This is a genomic window from Roseateles chitinivorans, from assembly GCF_050632145.1.
GTDB classification, from domain to species: Bacteria; Pseudomonadota; Gammaproteobacteria; order Burkholderiales; family Burkholderiaceae_C; genus Roseateles; species Roseateles chitinivorans_B.
This window is the reverse complement of sequence record NZ_CP192577.1, coordinates 3,625,550-3,644,557: the sequence shown is the minus strand read 5'-3', so window position 1 is coordinate 3,644,557 and position 19,008 is coordinate 3,625,550. Positions and strand designations below refer to the sequence as shown.

Annotated in this window: 16 protein-coding genes and 1 pseudogene; 12 read left to right on the top strand and 5 right to left on the bottom strand. The window is 71.7% G+C overall.

The annotated features are described in order from the left end of the window. Positions 1–142: 142 nt before the first annotated feature. The 3 genes and pseudogenes from ACQ86G_RS16785 to ACQ86G_RS16775 all read left to right on the top strand — a co-directional run. Entirely contained in the window at positions 143–721 is a 579-nt protein-coding gene (locus ACQ86G_RS16785; RefSeq protein ID WP_431256405.1) for a nucleotidyltransferase family protein, read from the top strand. Between the two features lie 172 nt (positions 722–893). Further along, positions 894–1,136 carry a helix-turn-helix transcriptional regulator gene (locus ACQ86G_RS16780; protein ID WP_431256404.1) on the top strand — a complete coding sequence of 81 codons (243 nt, stop codon included), beginning with the start codon at positions 894–896 and terminating at the stop codon, positions 1,134–1,136. Beyond that, positions 1,133–2,209 (top strand): annotated as a pseudogene (locus ACQ86G_RS16775) (type II toxin-antitoxin system HipA family toxin); the annotation flags it as partial. The gene ACQ86G_RS16780 and the pseudogene ACQ86G_RS16775, both read left to right, overlap by 4 nt. 168 nt (positions 2,210–2,377) lie before the next feature. Here the strand turns inward: ACQ86G_RS16775 and ACQ86G_RS16770 are convergent. The 5 genes from ACQ86G_RS16770 to ACQ86G_RS16750 form a co-directional block, all read right to left on the bottom strand. Beyond that, positions 2,378–4,192, bottom strand: a complete 1,815-nt coding sequence (locus ACQ86G_RS16770; protein WP_431256403.1) for an aspartyl protease family protein — start codon at positions 4,190–4,192, stop codon at positions 2,378–2,380. Between the two features lie 92 nt (positions 4,193–4,284). Then, positions 4,285–5,172: a sialate O-acetylesterase gene (locus ACQ86G_RS16765; protein WP_431256402.1), complete on the bottom strand. Its 888-nt coding sequence runs from the start codon at positions 5,170–5,172 to the stop codon at positions 4,285–4,287. Beyond that, positions 5,172–6,302 (bottom strand): acyltransferase family protein, encoded by a 1,131-nt coding sequence (locus ACQ86G_RS16760; protein WP_431256401.1) that lies wholly within the window; start codon positions 6,300–6,302, stop codon positions 5,172–5,174. Before ACQ86G_RS16760 ends, ACQ86G_RS16765 begins: the two co-directional genes overlap by 1 nt. After that, entirely contained in the window at positions 6,299–7,504 is a 1,206-nt protein-coding gene (locus ACQ86G_RS16755; protein ID WP_431261426.1) for a pyridoxal-dependent decarboxylase, exosortase A system-associated, read from the bottom strand. Before ACQ86G_RS16755 ends, ACQ86G_RS16760 begins: the two co-directional genes overlap by 4 nt. Before the next feature lie 103 nt (positions 7,505–7,607). After that, a complete protein-coding gene (locus tag ACQ86G_RS16750) occupies positions 7,608–9,212 on the bottom strand; it encodes an acyl-CoA ligase (AMP-forming), exosortase A system-associated (protein WP_431256400.1) in 1,605 nt (534 codons plus the stop codon). Between the two features lie 119 nt (positions 9,213–9,331). On the opposite strand from ACQ86G_RS16750, the gene ACQ86G_RS16745 reads away from it, so the two are divergent. From ACQ86G_RS16745 to ACQ86G_RS16705, 9 genes are read left to right on the top strand one after another with little or no spacing between them, the layout of a single operon-like run. Beyond that, positions 9,332–9,583 carry an acyl carrier protein gene (locus ACQ86G_RS16745; protein WP_431256399.1) on the top strand — a complete coding sequence of 84 codons (252 nt, stop codon included), beginning with the start codon at positions 9,332–9,334 and terminating at the stop codon, positions 9,581–9,583. 27 nt (positions 9,584–9,610) lie between these two features. After that, a complete protein-coding gene (locus ACQ86G_RS16740; RefSeq protein ID WP_431256398.1) occupies positions 9,611–10,543 on the top strand; it encodes a hydrolase 2, exosortase A system-associated in 933 nt (310 codons plus the stop codon). Then, a complete protein-coding gene (locus tag ACQ86G_RS16735; RefSeq protein WP_431256397.1) occupies positions 10,540–11,487 on the top strand; it encodes a hydrolase 1, exosortase A system-associated in 948 nt (315 codons plus the stop codon). Before ACQ86G_RS16740 ends, ACQ86G_RS16735 begins: the two co-directional genes overlap by 4 nt. A 39-nt stretch (positions 11,488–11,526) precedes the next feature. Beyond that, positions 11,527–12,375: a hypothetical protein gene (locus ACQ86G_RS16730; protein WP_431256396.1), complete on the top strand. Its 849-nt coding sequence runs from the start codon at positions 11,527–11,529 to the stop codon at positions 12,373–12,375. A gap of 48 nt (positions 12,376–12,423) precedes the next feature. After that, the gene (locus ACQ86G_RS16725; protein WP_431261425.1) at positions 12,424–13,623 is read left to right on the top strand and encodes a DegT/DnrJ/EryC1/StrS family aminotransferase; all 1,200 of its coding nucleotides are present in this window, start codon (positions 12,424–12,426) and stop codon (positions 13,621–13,623) included. A 10-nt stretch (positions 13,624–13,633) separates the two neighbouring features. Then, positions 13,634–14,962, top strand: a complete 1,329-nt coding sequence (locus ACQ86G_RS16720) for a glycosyltransferase (RefSeq protein WP_431256395.1) — start codon at positions 13,634–13,636, stop codon at positions 14,960–14,962. Next, entirely contained in the window at positions 14,959–16,110 is a 1,152-nt protein-coding gene (locus ACQ86G_RS16715; protein ID WP_431256394.1) for a GNAT family N-acetyltransferase, read from the top strand. The genes ACQ86G_RS16720 and ACQ86G_RS16715 overlap by 4 nt, the downstream gene beginning before the upstream one ends. Then, positions 16,107–17,561 (top strand): oligosaccharide flippase family protein, encoded by a 1,455-nt coding sequence (locus tag ACQ86G_RS16710; RefSeq protein WP_431256393.1) that lies wholly within the window; start codon positions 16,107–16,109, stop codon positions 17,559–17,561. The genes ACQ86G_RS16715 and ACQ86G_RS16710 overlap by 4 nt, the downstream gene beginning before the upstream one ends. Further along, positions 17,554–18,897 carry a 3-deoxy-D-manno-octulosonic acid transferase gene (locus ACQ86G_RS16705; RefSeq protein ID WP_431256392.1) on the top strand — a complete coding sequence of 448 codons (1,344 nt, stop codon included), beginning with the start codon at positions 17,554–17,556 and terminating at the stop codon, positions 18,895–18,897. The genes ACQ86G_RS16710 and ACQ86G_RS16705 overlap by 8 nt, the downstream gene beginning before the upstream one ends. The last annotated feature ends 111 nt before the right edge of the window (positions 18,898–19,008 follow it).

Sequence of the window (19,008 nt, the reverse complement as noted above, 5' to 3'; positions counted from 1 at the left end):
CCTTCCCTCTCCCGCAAGCGGGAGAGGGAGTCCACCAGAGAGACAGAGAGGGACAAGCAGGAACGGGCAAGCAGCGAGGGTGTCCGCCAGAGAGGGATTCCACTGACCGGCGTGTCTCGGGCGGCACGGCCAGAATGGCACGATGCCCTTCGCACCCCTGTCGCCGAACCTCCAGGACCGCTTCGTCGCGGACCTGCTGACCAACCCGAACAACCGCGCGATCCTGGACCGCTGGGACGCGCTCGCGTTGCCCGACGGCTGGCTGGTCGCGGGCTGCCTGTTCCAGACCGTCGGGAATCTGCGGGACGGCAAGCCGCCGACGGCGGACATCAAGGACTACGACCTCTTCTACTTCGACCCGGACGACCTGAGCGCCGAGGCCGAGCGGCGCGTCCAGGCCCGAGCGGATGCGGTGCTGGGCGACCTGGGCATCACGGTCGAGGCCGCCAACCAGGCGCGCGTGCACCTCTGGTACGAAGAGGACTTCGGCGAGCCCTACGAGCCACTGCACAGTTCATGCGCGGGCATCGAGCGCTTCCTCGTGCCGTCGACCTGCGTCGGCGTGCGGCCCGGCGAGGTCTATGCGCCGTACGGTCTGGAAGGCCTGTACCAAGGCCTGCTCGCGATGAATCCGCTGGTGCCGCATCGCCAGCTCTTCGAACGCAAGGCCGCGTCGTACCAGCGACGCTGGCCGTGGCTGACGATCCAGACGCCGGACTGAACGGACCGGCGCAGCACGCGGGCATCAGCGCCGAAGTCGCCCCCTCTTCCGGGCACGGTGTGATCGGGCAGGCATCCGGTCCCGCGACCTTGACTTCCAATGCATTGAATTCGATACTTAAACAGATTAAAGCATCGTATTCGATACATTCATGGCGGATTTTGTCACTGGCTTGACCCACCTCGCCCAGTCGTTGAAGGCGATGCGGCTGGAGCGCGGGTACAGCCAGGCCGATCTGGCGGTCATGGCTGGCGTGCCTCGCCTGAAGATCGTCCAGATCGAAGCGGGAAAGCCAGGAGTCGCCGTCGCGGCCTATGCCCGCGTGGCTGCCGCGATGGGCGGCGAGATGCGTGTCGTGCCGCAGAAGCGGCCGACGCTGGACGAGATCCGGCAACTGCTGGGGGATGACGAATGATCGAAGGACCGACCATCGCCCGCAAGCTCGCCGTCTTCACGCCCGAAGGCCTGAGCGGGCACATCCACCGCGACGGGGACTACCTGTTCACGTTCGCCGCCGACGCGACGCCCGATCACGCCCCCGCCCTCACGATGCCGCTGCGCGTGCGGCCCTATGAGCAGCCGACGCTGCATCCGGTCTTCCACATGAACCTGCCGGAAGGTTTCGTGCTCGAGCAGTTGCGCAACCGACTTGCCAAGACGACGGGACTCGACCCCTTGCTGCTCTTGAGCGTGATCGGATCGCAGGCGCCGATCGGCAGGCTCCGCTATGCATTGGACGGACAGGCGCCCTCCTCCGAGCGGCAACCCGGGGAAGGCGAACGTCTCGCCGACCTGCTGGCCGCACGCGGCACGCGAGAGCTGTTCGCACGCCTGGTCGACGACTACGTGCTGCGCAGCGGCATCAGCGGCGTGCAGCCGAAGGTGCTGGTTCCGGAACGCGGCCCCATGGATCCGGAATTCAAGGCGGCGTTGTCGACCTCGGACCTCATCGTCAAGTCCGGCCTGGGCGAGTTTCCCGCCTTGTCGATCAACGAGTTCATCTGCATGACGGCAGTCCGGCGCGCCGGTGTGCCCGTCCCCGAGTTCTTCCTGTCGAACGACGGTGAACTCTTCATCATGCGGCGTTTCGATCGCCCCGCCGATGGGCGGATCCTCGGCTTCGAAGACATGCTGTCCCTGAGCGGCAGGGCCCCCGATCAGAAGTACAAGGGCTCGTACGAACAGATCCGACGCCTGCTGGACCTCTACTGCTCGCCACGACTCACCCGGCCCGCCATCCTTCAGCTGTTCGACATGGTCGTCCTCTCGTGCATCCTGGGCAACGGAGACGCGCATCTGAAGAACTTCGGCGTCCTCTACGACCGGGTCTCCGGAGAGGTCGGCATGGCGCCCGCTTATGACATCGTCTGCACGCGGGTCTACATCCGTGAGGACAACCTCGCGCTCAACCTGGACGGCAACAAGAGTTTCTTCGCCTCGCGGCTCGGCCTGCTGGAGTTCGGCAGGGCCTGCGATCTGAGCCGGCCCCAGATCGATGCCCGGGTCATCGAACTGGCCGGGATCGTCCTGACCACCTTGCAAGACCTGGCCCCCCTCGTGGCCAAGGTCGGGGGATGCTGGAGATCGTCGAGACCGAGGCCCGACGATTCCTCGAGACGTTCGAACGGTGATGGCGCCGGCAGTCAGCAACGGCATTCACTCCGGCTGTCTGACCGCCGCCGCGCCCGCCAACGCCTCGAACCCCGCCTTCGTCACGCTCTCATCGATCGTCGGCGTCAGCCGACGCGCGGCCTCCAGATCCTGACGCGCCTTGTCCGTGTCATTGAGCCTGAGCAGCGCCACCGCACGCCCGTAGTGCGCCCAGGCCGACGGCTTCCTCGTGATCGCCTGATCGAAGGCCTTGCGCGCCCGTGACGCGTCGCCCTGCCGCAGCCACGCCCAGCCCAGTTGCCAGTGGTATGCCGGCTCGTCCTCGTCCCGGTCGATCGCCGCCTTGCAATCGTCGATCGCCTGGTCCGCCTCCAGGTTCAGCCGCGTCCGCAGCCAGCAGCGCTCCCCCAGCATCGAGGCCAGGCGCACGTCCCTCGGGTGGCTGCCGATCCAGAGCTCGAACTGGCGCATCGCCTCCGGCACCAGGTTGCGCCGCGCGTAAGTCACCGCCATCGACGCGCGCAGGTTCGACGCCGGCGGCAAGCTCGCATCCAGTGCCTTCAGGTCCGCGTCCGCGCCGTCGCGGTCGCCGGACGCCAGGCGCAAGGGCACCCGGCGCAGCCGCGTCTCCGCCATCGTCGGATCCAGGCGCAGGGCCTCGTCCAGGTCGGCCAGCGCCGCCTTCCCCTGCTTCAGCGCGATCCGCACCCGGGCGCGCGCGTCGAAGTAGCCCGCCACCGCCGGCGCCAGCTGGATCGCCCGGTCCAGGTCCTCCAGCGCGCGCGGCGCATCGCCCGCCACCAGCGACGCGTTGCCCCGTCGCGCGAAGCCGTCGGCGTCGTCGGCGGCGATCTCGTCGGCCTTCGCCGCGTAGCTCGCGTTGTAGGCCTCGCTGCCGGGCCGGCTCGGCGCGAAGACCCTGCCGCCGTTCCAGGTCGCGTAGACCTTGCCCTGCAGCCGCGACACATACACCCGGTGCGCCAGGAAGTAGTCCAGGCCCAGCAGCATGTCCTGGTCCCGGCTGCTGACGTCCGTCACCAGCAGCCGGTTGTCGCGGACCTTCTCGCCGCCGAGTTCGAAACGCTCCACGTTCGCGAACCAGGCCCGCGCCCTGTCCGCGCCCGCCCCGCTCGTGCGGCCCGCCGGCGTCATGTCCTTCTCCTCGATGCCGGCCTTGCGCGCCGCGCCCCAGGTCAGCACGGTGTTCGTCGCGCCCGTGTCCATCACCGCCTCGAGCTTGCGACCGTTGACCTGCACCTCGACCCGCACGGTGCGGTCGGACCGGCTGTAGCTCAGCATCGGCGCCTCGATCACCGGCGCGTCGCCGGCCCAGTACGCCAGCGAGGTCTTGTCGCAGTCGCCCTTGGGGAAGACGAGGCGCACCACACCGTGCGCCAGGTCGTACTCGGTGTCGGCGATGGACAGGAAGTTGCGGCCCAGCACGCCCATGATGCCGGCGCCCTTCTCGCTGCCGCCGACGAGGAACTCGATGTCCTCCAGCGCGGCCTCTTCGAGGCGCACGCGCTTGACCGTCGTGACGCGCAGGCCCTCCACAGGACCGGTGACGCCCCGCACCTCCAGGTGGGACGGCGGCTTGCGCAGTGGCAGGCCCAGTTGCTGGGCCGTCGAGGCGCTCAGGAAACTGTAGAAGGCGCCGCTGTCCACCAGCATCGGCACGGCGACCCCGTTGAGCTGGAGGGTGGCGACCGGTAGGCGGTCGACCAGCCGCACCGGGATGCTCATGGTCTCGATGCGGCAGCGGTTCGCGTCCTCGGCGGCCATGGCGTCGGACATCGACAGGAACTGGGCCGGCACCGCGAGGATGGCGGCCAGCAGCGGGGCAAGTCGGCGTGCGTTCAATCGTCCCTCCCTGGGCGTGATGTCGCGGGCAGTGTTCCGCCCGTCGCGACTGGCGACGATACCCGTATCCGCGCCTGCGCCCGCGCGCAGGTCTACCGCCGCGTCGCCGCCGGTTTCAAGGTCTGCGCCCACAGCGCCGCCGCACGCGCCGTGCCGTCCACCGTGAAGTGGCAGCCGTTGCGCAGCGGTGTGCCGATCGTGTCGGTGTCCGGCCCCGCGCGGAAGCCGCTGTCGGGAATGGCGAGCAGCTCCCGCACGGCCTCACGTACCTGGCCGCCGTCGGCTGGCGGGCAATACGTGGAACGCGCGATCCACCACGGCGCGTCCACGCCCCGCGCGGCCACGCCGGCGCGCAGCGCCGCCAGCGCGTCGCGGTAGTCGGCCATCGCCGTGCGGTCGCGCGCGTCGGCCTCGCCCTGCTGCCACAGCACCGCGGCCACCGGCCAGCGGGTGCCCTTGATGCGGTCCATCTGCGTCTGCCAATAGGCGCGCAGCGCGCTGTTCGAATCGGTCCATTCGGCGATCGAACTACCGTCCACCGCCACCACCGCCCACACGATCGGATGCCCCTGCCAGCGCCCGCCCAGGGCCTGGTTCACGGCCGGCCAGAGGCTGCCGCCGGTGCCCGTCGCGCCCGGCACGGGCGAGCTCGCCAGACCGCAGCCGCCCAGGTGCAGCACCGGCATCGGCGGCACCGGCGCGGCCGCCGGCGGGATCGGGTCGGCGTGATTGGCCGCGTTGGACTGCCCCATCACGACGATCACCACCGGCTGCTCGTCCTTGAACACCGCGCCGCAGTCGGGCGCCGTCACGGGCATGTCGTGGATGGTGGCGATCCGCGCCGCGAGGTCGTCCGCGGGCGTCGACGGCTTGCCGTTGCGCAGCATCGCCACGCCGGCCGCGATCATGCCGCCGCAGGACAGCAGCGCCACGGCGCCGATCGCCAGCGGGATCAGGGAATTCTTCCGTTCTTCGGTCATCAGGGGCGTCGTCGACTGCAAGGGGAAGCGCGCATTGTCTCCGCCCCGGCGCCCCGGGCGGGCGCGGTCCGCCTCACCCGCCGGCCGGTGCGGGTGACGACGCCTGCCGCCGTGCGCGATAGCGGTCGCGGATCCAGCGCATGCCCGGCTGTTCCACCAGGCGGGTCAGTCCGTGCGCCAGCGCCGCCGACAGCGCCATCGTCAGCACGATGGCGACATGCACCTCGACGCCCCAGGACTCCAGCCGGCGCAGCACCGCCCAGCCGATGTTCTCGTGCAGCAGGTACAGCGTGTACGAGATCGCCCCCAACCACAGCAGCACCGGATGCTCCAGCCAGGTCCAGCGTCCGCGCGCCGCGCCGAACAGCACCGCGTAGAACCCCACGGCAAGCGCCGCGAGGCCCCAGTCCTCGACCAGGCCGAGCACGAGCATCGCCGCCGCCGCCAGCGCCCAGTCCGACGCCCCCCTCCGCGGCACCCCACGCGGAACCCGCATCCCGGCGGCTCAGCCGGTAGACCGTCACGCCGAGCGCGAACCAGCAGATATAGGGCAGCAGCAGCCAGCGCTGCCCGATCCACGGCAGGTCGACGCCCCAGAAGGTCTTCGCCGCCGCGTAGACCAGCCGCAGCGCCAGGCACGCGAACAGGAAGTGCCGCAGGCCGGCCGCGCCGCCGGCGCGGAAGCTCAGCAAGGCCCAGGCGTAGAACAGCAGCTCGACTTCCAGCGTCCAGTACACGCCGTCGACATGGGCCACGCCGAAGAAGCCCTGCACCATCGTCACGTTGACCAGCAGCACGTCCCAGCCGACGGTCTTGCCGGGCAGCCCGATCGCGTGGGTCAGCGCGAAGGTCAGCAGGATCGCGCCCCAGTACGCCGGGTAGAGCCGGCTGAAGCGCGAGACCACGAAATCCATCGGCCGCGCGGTGCGTTCCAGCGTCATGAAGATGACGAAGCCGCTGATCATGAAGAACAGGTTGACGCCCAGGTAGCCGTACGGGAACGACACCGCCGGCGGCTGCGCGTGACCGAAGAGCTGGTCGTAGCGCGTCGTGTAGTGGAACAGCACCACCGCCAGCGCCGCGATGCCGCGCAGGGCATCGAGCTGCGCCAGGCGCGGGGCCGAACTCACACCAGGACCTCGGCCGCGCCCGGATGGCTCAGGAAGCCCTGCGGGCTGGCCGTGATGCCGTAGGCACCGGACTGGAAGACGACGACCAGGTCGCCCGGCTCGGCGTGCGACAGCGTCATGCGTTCGCCCAGCAGGTCCAGCGGCGTGCACAGCGGTCCGACCACGGACACGCCCGCTTCCGGCTCGCCGCCGATGCGGTTGCCGATGGCGACCGGATAGTTCTTGCGGATCACCTGGCCGAAGTTGCCCGAGGCCGCCAGGTGGTGATGCAGGCCGCCGTCGGTGACGAGAAAGACCTGACCCCGGGAGACCTTGCGGTCGACGACGCGGCACACGTAGACGCCGGCCTCGCCGACCAGGTAGCGGCCGAGCTCGACGACCAGCTTCGCCTGCGGCAGCTCGACCGCGGCGCGATCGATCAGCGCGGCGAGGTTGGCGCCGATGGTCGTCAGGTCCAACCGCTGCTCGCCGGGGAAGTACGGGATGCCGAAGCCGCCGCCGAGGTTGAGCACCTTCACCGGCGCCGGCGCGTCCTTCGCCAGGCGCAGCGCGAGCTCGAAGCTCTTGAGCTGCGCCTCGACGATGGCCTCGGGCTTCAGGTTCTGCGAGCCGGCGAAGAGGTGGAAGCCCTCGAAACCGAGACCCGCCTCGCCGATGCGCGCGAGCAGCGCCGGCACCTGCTCGGCGTCGACGCCGAACTGCTTGGGACCGCCGCCCATCTTCATGCCCGAGGACTTCAGCTCGAAGTCCGGATTGACGCGCACCGCCACGCGCGCCGCGTAGCCGGTCTCCGCGCACAGCGTGCGCAGCAGCTCGACCTCGCGGAACGATTCGAGGTTGATCAGGATGCCGGCGGCCAGCGCCTGCTTCAGTTCCAGCGCGCTCTTGCCGGGACCGGCGAAGCTGATCTCGCGCGGATCGGCGCCGGCGTCCAGCGCGACTTGCAGCTCGCCGGCCGAGGCCACGTCGATGCCGTCCACCAGCGTCGCCAGGTGCGCGACCAGCGTCGGCATCGGGTTGGCCTTCATCGCGAAGTGCAGCTCCAGCTTCGCGGGCATCGCGGCGCGGAGCTCCTCGACGCGGCGCGTCAGCAGCGCACGGTCGTAGGCGTAGAACGGCGTGCGGCCCACGCGGTCCGCGAGCCGCGTCAGCGGCTGGCCGCCGATCTGCAGCACGCCGTCGCGCGCGGTGAACTGGTCCATGGGCGCATGTTGCGGCGCGGCCTTGACGGGCGCGGCGGGGGTCTTGTCGTCGTTGCTCACGGATTCGTCACCGGGTTTTCATTCAGCGCGTGTTTCGGCGCATTCACTGGGCGTCCTGCTTCGCCACCCATTCGGTGCTCAGCAGCTTGCGATCGATCTTGCCGTTGGGGTTGCGCGGCAGCGGTCCGGCCTTCGACTCGATCCCGGCGGGGATCATGTAGGCCGGCATGCGGGCCTTGCACTGCGCCAGCAGCGCGGCGCCGTCGAGCGTGTCGGCGCCCGCCGGCGGCGTCGCGATCACCTGGATCGTCTGGCCCAGCGTCGCGTGGTCGACGCCGAAGGCGACGCATTCGCCCACCAGCTGCGTCGCGTACAGGATCTCCTCGACCTCGGTCGGGCTGACGCGGTAGCCCGAGGTCTTGATCATCTCGTCGCGCCGGCCGATGAAGTACAGGAAGCCCTCGGCGTCCTGGCGCACGTTGTCGCCGGAGAAGACCGCGTACTCGGGCAGCTGCAGGCCGGACTCCCGGCCCGCCGCGCCGGACGGCAGCAGCTTGTAGCGCTCGGCCGTCTTCTCGGCGTCGTTCCAGTAGCCCATCCCGACCAGCGCGCCGCGGTGCACCAGCTCGCCCGGCTCGTCCGGGGCGCAGGGCGTGCCGTCCTCTCGCAGCACCAGGATCTCGGCGTTCGGGATCGCCTTGCCGATCGAGTCGGGCCGGCGGTCGACCTCCTCCGGCGGCAGGTAGGTCGAGCGGAAGGCCTCCGTCAGGCCGTACATCAGGAAGGGCTGCGCCGACGGCACGCGCTGGCGCAGCAGGTTCAGCGTCTCGCGCGGCATGCGGCCGCCGGTGTTGGCGAAGTAGCGCAACTGCTGGTCGATCGCGGCCGGCCATTCCAGCTGCGCGAGCTGGATGTACAGCGGCGGCACGGCCGTCAGGCCGGTGATGCGGTCGCGTTCCAGCGCCTTGAGCACGTCGCGCGGCATCAGGTAGTTCAGCAGCGACACCGACGCGCCCGCGTGGAAGGCCGTCGTCAGCTGGCTGAAGCCGGCGTCGAAGGACAACGGCAGCGCCGCGAGCAGACGGTCCTCCGGCCGGTTGCCGAGGTAGCTGGCGACGCTCTTCGCCCCCGCCACCATGTTGCGGTGCGACAGCACCACGCCCTTGGGCCGGCCGGTCGAGCCGGAGGTGTAGAGGATGGCCACCATGTCGGTGTCGATGACGCGGTGCGCCCTCTGCGCGGGGGCGTCCAGCAGGTCGCTGTAGCGGTGCCAGCCGTCCGGCGCGGCGTCGGGCACCGGATCGACCACCACGACGTGCCGCACCGACGGGCACGCCGCAAGCACCGGCCGCAGCGACGCGAAGCGGTCGCGCGAGGTGATCAGCACGCGCACGTCGCAGTCGCGCACGATGAAGCCGACCTGCTCGGGCTTCAGGATCGGGTTGACCGGCACGAACACGCCGCCCGCCGCGGGCGCCGCGAAACTGGCGACCACCGTCTCCAGCCGCTTGTCCAGGTAGAGGCCGACGCGCTCGGCCCGCGCCAGGCCCAGCGACAGCAGGCCGTGGGCCAGCGCCTCGACCTGCGCGGCCAGTTCCGCGTAGCTCAGCGACCGGGCGCCGTCGCGCAGCGCCGGGGCCGCCGGATCGCGTTCGGCGCTGTGCCGGATCAGGTGCGGAAGCAGGTGGCTGTCGATGGCGGCGGTCATGAAAAAAGTATCTCACGCAGTCCCCTGGCAATCCCTCACGAAGCCGGGAAGATCCCCTTGGGATGAGGGGGCGCCTCAGGGGTTCCCAGAGGGGGCCCCAGTTAAGATCCGCCCCGACCATGAACACCCAACAACACCTGCTCGCCATCCTCGACGACGTCCTGAGCCTGGAGGGCCGCGCCAAGGCCTTCACCGTCGACACCGCGCTGCTGGGCGCGATCCCGGAGCTCGACTCCATGGCGGTCGTCAGCCTGATCACCGCGCTCGAGGAACAGTTCGGCATCGTCGTCGACGACGACGAGATCGACGGCGCCACCTTCGCCACCGTCGGCGCCCTGCTCGATTTCGTGAACGGCAAGCTCGCCGCCTGACGGGCGCGACCGCCGCGCCCCTCCGCCATGGCCGCCTCCACGCCGTCCACGCCAGCCACGGCCCCTGTGCCGTTCTTCCTGGATGACGGCGCCGGCGGCCAGCGGCTGTGCGTCCACTACCCGCCCGCCGTCACCCCCACCGCCTCCGCGACCGGGGCGACGGTGCCGCGCGGCCAGATCCTGCTCCTGCCGCCCTTCGCGGAGGAGATGAACAAGGCGCGCCGCATGACCGCCCTCGCCGCGCGCGCCTTCGCCGCCGCGGGTTTCGAGGTGCTGACGATCGACCTGCTCGGCTGCGGCGACAGCAGCGGCGACTTCGGCGACGCGGCCTGGGCCCACTGGCAGGGCGACGTCCGCCTGGCGCTCGACTGGCTCGACGCCCGCGCCCGGTCCGGTGCCGACGGCGCGAAGCCGCCGCTGTGGCTGTGGGGCCTGCGCGCCGGCGCGCTGCTGGCGCCGGCGGCCTTCGACGTGCTGGTCGACCGGCCGCTGAACCTGCTGCTCTGGCAGCCGTTGACCGCCGGCAAGCTGCAGTTGCAGCAGTTCATGCGCCTGCGCGTCGCCGCCGACCTGATCGGCGGCCAGGCCAAGGGCGCCGTGCAGGCGATGCGCGACCAGCTCGCGCGCGGCGAACCGGTCGAGATCGCCGGCTACCTGCTGTCGCCCGCGCTGGCCGAAGGCCTCGAATCCGCCCAGCTGAAGCCGTCGGCGCGCGTGCGCCGCGTCGCCTGGCTGGAGCTCTCGACGCGCGAGGACGCGACGCTCACCCCCGCCGCGACGATGGCCGTCGACGCCTGGACCGCGCAAGGCGCGGCGGTGCGTGCCGCCGTCTGCCAGGGCCCGTCGTTCTGGGCCGCCATCGAGATCGAGGAAGCCCCGCGCCTGATCGAGGCCAGCCTCGCCGCGCTGACCGCCGACGCGGACTTCGCGACCCGACCGGTGGAGGCGGAGGCCGCATGAACACGCCGACCGCGTCGATCAGGCCCGCGCACCGCGACAGCGTGCTGCGCGTGGACTGCGACGGCCAGACGCTGGTCGGCCTGCTGAGCGAACCGGTCGTCGCCGCCTCCGACATCGGCGTGCTGCTGATCGTCGGCGGCCCGCAGTACCGCGTCGGCAGCCACCGCCAGTTCACGCTGCTGGGCCGCGCACTGGCCGGCGCCGGCGTCCCCTGCCTGCGCCTGGACTACCGCGGCATGGGCGACGCGCAGGGTGACCAGCGCGACTTCGCGCAGGTCGACGCCGACATCGCCGCCGCGATCGACGCCTGGCAACGCGAACATCCGTCGCTGAAGCGCGTGGTCCTCTGGGGCCTGTGCGACGCCGCGTCCGCCGCGCTGCTGTACGTGCATCGCCGCCGCGACCCGCGCGTGGCCGGCCTGTGCCTGGCCAATCCCTGGGTCCGCACGGCGACCAGCCTGGCCCGCGCGCAGGTCAAGCACTACTACCTCGACCGGCTGCGCCAGCCGGCGTTCTGGCGCAAGCTGCTGAGCGGCCGCGTGGGCCTGGGCGCCGTGCGTGAACTGCTGGGCAAGCTCGCGCAGAGCCGCGCGCCGGCGCACGCCGGAAGTCCTTCGGCTGCCGCGGGCTCGTCAGGCGCCGCGGGCTCGTCGAGCGCGGCGCGCCTGGCCGACACCCGTCACTACACCGAACAGATGGCCGACGGCCTGCGTGCGTTCGGCGGCCCGGTGCTGCTGATCCTGTCGGGCGACGATGTCTGCGCCCGCGAGTTCCAGGACCGCTGCCGCGACGGCGGTCCTGTCTGGCAGGGGCTGCTGAGCCGTCCCGGCCTTCGCCGCGAAGACCTGCCCGACGCGGACCACACCTTCTCGACCGCCGCCTGGCGCGCCCACGTCGAACGGCTGACCGCCGACTTCGTCCGTGGCGTGCCGGCCGCCGCCTGACCGCCAGCCCGGTACACCCGGCCTCACCGGAGCCCCGCCATGTCCGTCCCCGCTTCCCCTCGCGCCGCCCGCGCCCCGTGGCGCACCCTCGTGCTGGCCCTGGCCGGCGCCGTCGCCGCCCATGCCGCCGTCGCGCAGGGGATCGGCTGCGGCGGGCTGGCCAACAACTACGGTCCGTTCGACTACCGCCAGTACAAGGACATGCCGGAGATCGATCCGGTGACCAAGCAGATGTCGCCGCTGCAGATGGTGGAAGGGGCCCACTTCATCGACACCTGCGAGGCGCTGGTCAAGTGCAAGCGCGGCAGCATCGGCAGCGACATCGACTACACGCTGCGCGCCTTCCCGAACCACCACCGCGCGCTGATCGCGATGATGCTCTACGGCGAGCGCACCAAGCGCGACCAGCCGCCCGAGGCGCTGTTCACCGTCGACTGCTATTTCAAGCGCGCGCTGACCTGGAAGTCGGATGACGTCATCGTGCACCTGATCTACGCCGGGTTCCTGAACGGCAAGGGCAAGACCGCCGGCGCCAAGGAGCAGCTGGAGGCCGCCAACAAGCTCGCCGCGGCCGGCGACAACGCGTTCTCGGTCTACAACGTCGGCATGGTCGCGATGGACCTCAACGAGGTCGACCTGGCCGTCGACGCCGCGCGCCGCGCCTACGGCGCCGGCATGACGCACCCGATCCTGCGCCAGCGGCTGATGGCGATCAACCGCTGGCCCGCCGACATCCGTCTGCCGGGGGACGCCGCGTCGGCACCCGAGTCCGCGCCCGCCTCGGCGCCCTCCTCGGCGCCCGGCGCGGCCGCACCAGCCCCATCGGTGCCATCGGCCCCATCGGCCCCACCGGCCTCGTCGGCCCCGTCGGCCGCCACCGGCCGCTGACCGGGAGGCCGTCGACTTGACCCCGCCCCCACCCTTCCCGCGCCGCGGCTGCCGGTCATCGGCTGGCGCACCTTCGCGGGCGCCGCGCAGGTCGACCAGCACAGCCTGCTCGACCATCCGCGCCACCTGCCGACCACCAGCGGGCGCGCGGCGATCCTGCTGGCGCTGGAATGCCTGCACGTCGGTCCCGGCGACCTGGTGCTGCTGCCGACCTACCACTGTCCGACGATGGTCTCGCCGGTGAAGACGCTCGGGGCGGACGCGGCCTTCTACCCGATCGACGAGCACGGCGCGCCGCGCCTGGACTGGCTCTCGGCGCACGTGCCGGCCCACGTGCCGGCCAGCATCAAGGCGCTGCTGGTGCCGCACTACTTCGGGCTGCCGCAGCCGATGGAGGCGGTGCGCGCCTGGTGCGACGCCCGCGGCATCGCGCTGATCGAGGATTGCGCGCATGCAATGTTCGGACGCGCCGGCGCGCGGCCGATCGGCTCGTGGGGCGACGTGGCCATCGCCAGCCTGACCAAGTTCTTCCCGACGCCCGAGGGCGGCATCCTCGCGCTCAACCGGACGGGGCTGACGATGCCGGCGCTGACGCCGGCCTCGCGCATCGACCAGGTCAAGGCGGGCTCCGACATCCTGCACATGGGCGCCGCCCACGACCGCCTGACCGGCCTGAACCGGCTGATCCGCGGCGCGTTCGCGCTCAAGAGCGCCCTGCGCCGTCTGGTGAAGGGCGGTCCGGCCGCCGGCTCGCAGGCGCCGCCCAGCCGCCACGGCGAGCTCGACGAGGCCGAGGAGATCGACGCCAACATGGCGCTGATCGACCTGCCGCTGTCGCACCGCGCGTTGACGCATGCCAGCGGCTGGATCTCGCGGCGCGTGCCGCGCCGTCGCATCGTCGAGGCGCGCCGGCACCACTACGCGTTCTTCACCGAGGCGTTCTCGCACCGCGACGGCGTGCATCCGCTGCTGCCGGCGCTGCCGGCGGATTGCGCGCCCTACGTCTTCCCGCTGTGGGTGCGCACGCCCGATCCGGGCTACGCCGAGATGCGCAAGCTCGGCGTGCCGGTCTCGCGCTGGGACCGACTGTGGCCCGGCGTGCCGGCGTTGCCCGGCGATGCCGGCAAGTCGTGGTCGCACCATGTGCTGCAGCTCGCCTGCCACCAGGACCTCACCGAGGCGGACCTGCGCCGCATCGTCGAGCAGGTCGAGCGCCTGTTCATCACGCCCGCCGCGCCCGCGCGCTGAAAGCCCGGCGATGCGGCGTGTGCTCATGGTCTCCTTCCAGTTCCCGCCGATGGCGGGGACCAGCGGCGTGCAGCGCGCGCTGCGCTTCGCGCAGCAGCTGCCCGCCTCGGGCTGGACGCCGAGCCTGCTGACCGCGCATCCCCGCGTGCATGCGCAGACCGGCACCGACCTCGTCGAGGAGATCCCGGCGGACCTGATCGTGCGCCGCGCCTTCGCGCTGGACGCCGCGCGGCACCTGTCGATCGGGGGACGCTATCCCAGCTTCCTTGCGCGCCCGGACCGCTGGCACAGCTGGCTGCTGGGCGCCGTCCCGGCCGGCCTGAAGCTGATCCGCGAGACACGCCCCGACGCGATCTGGAGCACCTATCCGATCCCGACGGCGCACCTCGTCGGCTACTGGCTCTCCAAGCTCAGCGGCCTGCCCTGGGTGGCCGACTTCCGCGACCCGATGGCCCACGACGGCTACCCCGCCGATCCGGTGCTGTGGCGCAGCTTCGCGGCGGTGGAGCGCCAGGTCTTCGCGCGCGCATCCCGCTTCACCTTCACGACGCCCGGCGCCGCGCGCCTCTACGCCAGGCGCTTCCCCGCCGCCGCCGACCGGATCCGCGTGATCGAGAACGGCTACAGCGAGGAGGCGTTCCGGCAAGCCGAACAGACGCTGGCCTTCACGGGCACCGCGGGGCACGCACGCGGGGTGGCCGGCGCCTCCGATGCCGCCGAGACCGATGTGGCGCGCAGCACCGGCCCGCGCGTGCTGCTGCACAGCGGCGTCGTCTATCCGGACTGGCGCAGCCCGGTGCGGCTGTTCGAGGCGCTCGCCGCCGCGAAGGCCGACGGCCGCATCGATGCGTCGCGGCTGCGGCTGCGGCTGCGCGCGACGGCGCATGACGACTTCGTCCGTGCGCTCGCCTCGCGCCTGGGCGTGGCCGATCTGGTCGAGATCGCGCCGCCGATTCCCTATGCCGACGCCCTGGCCGAGATGCTGCGCGCGGACGGCCTGCTGCTGCTGCAGTCGAACGACTGCAACGACCAGATCCCCGCCAAGGCCTATGAATACCTGCGCGCGCGCCGGCCCGTGCTGACGCTGGCCGATCCCGCCGGCGACACCGCGCAACTGATGCGCCGCGCCGGCCTGCCGCACAACGCGGCGCTGGAAGACGGTCCCGGCGTCGCCGCCGTGCTCGACCGCTTCCTCGACGACCTGTTCCACGGCCGTGCCGCGCTGCCCGCGCCGCCGGCCATCGCCGCCGCCTCGCGCGAGTCCCGCACCGGCGAACTCGCCCGCGTGCTCGACGAGGCCTGCGCCCCCCAGATGCCGACCGCCGAGGCGCGACCATGACCCCGCTGAGCCCGATGAGCCCGATGAGCCCGACACCCCCGACCTCCTCGCCCCCCGCAAGCTCGCTGCGCTGGTCCCTCATCGCGCTGCCCGATGCGGCCGCCTTCGCGCCGCATGCCGCCGCGTGGGACGCGCTGCAGGCGCGTGTCGCCGGCCTGCCCTTCCTGGAGAGCGCCTTCCTCGCACCGCTGCTGGGCGTCTTCGGCACGGGCCGCGAGCGGCTCGCGCTGCTCGGCGATCCGAAGGCGCCTCGCGCCGCCGCGATCGTGACGCCCGCCGGCACCGCGCAATGGGCCACCTTCCAGCCGTCGCAGCTGCCGCTGGGCGCCTGGTTGAGCCCGGCCGGCGAGGCGCTCGAACCGCTGGCCGACGGCCTGCTGCGCGCGCTGCCGCTGCCCGCCCTCGCGCTGGGCCTGACGCAGATCGACAGCCTGTTCCACCCGCGCCCCGCCGACGGCACGCGCTGGCGCGGCCAGGACTACATCGACACCGCCTGGGTCGACCTGACCGGCGACTTCGAGACCTACTGGGAAGCGCGCGGCAAGAACCTGCGCACCAACCTGAAGAAGCAGCAGAAGAAGCTGGACACCGCCGGCACGGTCACGCGGCTGGAATGCCTGACGCGGCCCGAGGACGTCGCTCCCGCGCTGACGGATTACGGACGCCTCGAGGCCAGCGGCTGGAAGGGCTCCGAGGGCACGGCGATCGCGCCGGGCCATCCGCAGTACGAGTTCTATCGCGCGATGCTGGAAGGCTTCGCGCGCGCCGGTCGCGTCCGCCTTTACCAGTACTGGTTCGACGACGCGGTCGTCGCGATGGACCTGTGCATCGAGTCCGGCGGCAAGATCGTGATCCTGAAGACCGCCTACGACGAGGCGCACAAGGCCGTGTCGCCGTCGACGCTGATGCGCCAGCTGCAGTTCCAGCAGCTGTTCGACGCGGCGGCGGCGGGCGGTCCGATCCGCCGCATCGAGTTCTACGGCAAGGTCATGGAATGGCACACCCGCTGGACCGCCGACATGCGCCCGGTCTATCACGCCACGCTGTACCGCTGGGGCTGGGTGCCGGCGCTCAAGCGGCTGCTGCGCGGCGGTGACGCGACACCGTCCGGCGATGCGGCGCCCAAGACGGAAGAAGCCCCGGCATGAGCAAGAGCCCGTCCGTGCGCGGCGCGCTGGCCTGGTCCTTCGCCGAGCGCTACCTGAGCCTGCTGATCACCGTGCCGACCACGATGATCCTGGCCCGGCTGCTGACGCCGACGCAGGTGGGCGTCTATTCGCTGTGCGCGGTGGTCACCAACCTGGCGTCCATCCTGCGGGACTTCGGCGTCAGCGAGTACATCATCCAGGAGCGCGAGCTCGACCGCGAGAAGCTGCGCAGCGCCTTCACCATCACGCTGATGATGGCCTGGAGCATCGCGCTGGTGATCCTCGGCGGCCGCTTCCTGCTGGCCGACTGGTACCAAGAGCCGCTGCTGGCGGACCTGCTGCTGGTGCTGAGCCTCAACTTCGTGATGCTGCCGCTGGCGTCGCCGTCCTTCGCGCTGCTCAACCGCGAGATGGCCTTCCACAAGGTCTTCATCGTGCAGGTCTGCGCCAACGCCGCGAACTCGGCGACCAGCATCGCGCTGGCCTGGAGCGGTCACGGCGCGATGAGCCTGGCCTGGGGACCGGTGGCTGGCATCGCCGTGCAGGTGGCCATCCTCGTCTGGCTGCGGCCGCGCGACGCGCTGCTGATGCCGCGCCTGCGCGGCGCGGGACGGCAGCTGCGCTTCGGCGCGATGTTCACGGGCTCGCGGCTGGTCGAATCGGGCTCCCGCAACGGCCATGAGCTGATCATCGGCAAGGTCTTCGGCTTCACCTCGCTGGGCCTGTTCAGCCGCGCCACGGGGCTGATCGACCTGCTCGGCCAGACGGTGAGCTCGGCCATCCTGCGCGTCGCGACGCCGGCGCTCGCGGCGGACCACCGCGCCGGGCACAGCCTGGTCGGTCCCTATGCGAAGGGCACCGCCATCTTCACCGGCATCGCGTGGCCCTTCATGGCCGGCGTGGCGCTGATGTCGGGCGACATCATCGCGCTGCTGTTCGGCGCGCAATGGCACGAGGCCGCGCCGCTGGCCACGCTGCTGGCACTGGCCGGCCTGCCGTACGCGCTGACGATGCTCGCGCCCAATGCGCTGGCGGCCACCGGCCAGATCCGGCGCCGGCTGTCGGTGGCGCTCTGGTACGGACCGACCCACCTGGCGTGCGTCGGCCTGGCCGCGTTCTGGAACCTGCATGCGGTGGCGGCCGTGTTCGTCATCGGCAACCTGGTGCAGGTCGCGATGTACACGCGTCACCTGACCGAGGTGCTGAAGGCCACGCCGCGCCAGCTGTTCGCGCCCAGCTGGGTCAGCGTGCAGCTGACGCTGGGCTGCTGCGCCGGCCTCGGGCTGGCCCAGTTCATCGCCTACGAGTTGAGCCTGCCGCTGATCCCGCGCATCGCCCTGTGCGTGATCGCCGGCGCCGGTGCGTGGCTGGCCAGCGCCGCGCTGTTGCGGCATCCGGCGATGACCGAGGTCCGCCGTGCCCTGACCCATCTGCGGAGCCGCCATGCCTGAGCTGACACCGTCCCTGGCCGCGCCCGCCACGTCCGCGCCGGTCCGCCCCGGCGAGACCTTGCGCTGGGCGATGTTCCGCGCGCTGGAGCGCCTCAGCGACCTGCGCGGCAACAACACGCTGGGCGCGTTCTCGCTGACGCCGGCCGATGCCACGGGACCGGCGCTGTGGTTCTACGTGACCACGATCGGCGAGCTCAACGCCGTCGCCCCGATGATCGAGTGGCTGATCGCGCAGCGGCCCGACCTGCGCCCGGTGCTGATCACCGAGCACCCGCACTACCGCGACGCCTACCTCGCCCGGCTGCCGCAGGCGGTGGTCTGCACCAGCCGCGGCCACAGCGCCGATGCGCGCCGGCTCGCGCGCCTGCTGCCGCCGGCCATGCTCGCGGTGGCGGAGATCCCCTGCCTGCCGTCGGAGGCGCCCTGCCGCTTCTCCTACGCCTTCCTGCGCGAGGCGCGCCGCCACAACGCGGCGACGCTGATGCTCAACGGCTGGCTGTACCACTACGACCCGCCGGCCCGGCTCGACCAGATCGAGCGCCGACTGCTGGCGCGAGACTTCCTCCAGGCCTTCGACGTGCTGTGCGTGCAGGACGCCGAGACCGCGCGGCAGCTGGAGACCCGCGGCGCGCCGCGCGAGCGGCTGCAGGTGACGGGCAACATGAAGTTCGACGCGATGCGCCGCGCCGACTGGGGCGTCGAGCAGGCCACGCGCAGCCCGCGCCTGCTCGGCCACCTGCTGGCGTCGGCCCGGCCGATCGTGGTCGGCGGCTGCGTCACCGAACTGCCGGAGCAGCAGCAGGTGCTGGGCGCGTTCGATCGTCTGCGCCGCACGCATCCCGACGCGCTGCTGATCCTGGCGCCGCGCCATCCGGAGAACCTCGAGCGCATGGGCGCGCTGCTGGGTCAGCTCGGCGAGGCGGGGTTGCGCGTCACGCGGCGCTCGCAGATCGAGGACGCGCCGCTCGCGGCCGAGGTGCAGTGCCTGGTGCTGGACACCGTCGGCGAGCTGCGCGACTTCTATGCGGCGGCGACCGTCGCGCATGTGGGCGTGGACCACAACGTGCTGGAACCGCTGGGGCTGAACAAGCCGCTCACCATCCGCGGCGGCTGGGACACGACCTACCCGTCGTATCCGGTCTACCGGCTGCTGCGCGATCGCGGCGTGCTGCACGAGTGCGACGACGAGGTCTCGATGAGCGACTACTGGCTGGCCGCGATCTCGCGCGCACCGCGCATCGCCGACGACCTGCGGCGTACCGAGGAGGCGTTGGCGTCGATGCGCGGATCGGTGGCTCGGCATCAGGCGGCGTGCGCGGCACGGATCGGGCGCTGACCCACCCGGTCCTTCGACTGCCAACGTCGGCGCGCTTGGCCGCCAAGGCGCAAGGCCCCGGCGGCAAGCGCCGAAACCTCGCGCCTTGCCGTCCCTGAACGACCGAGGAAA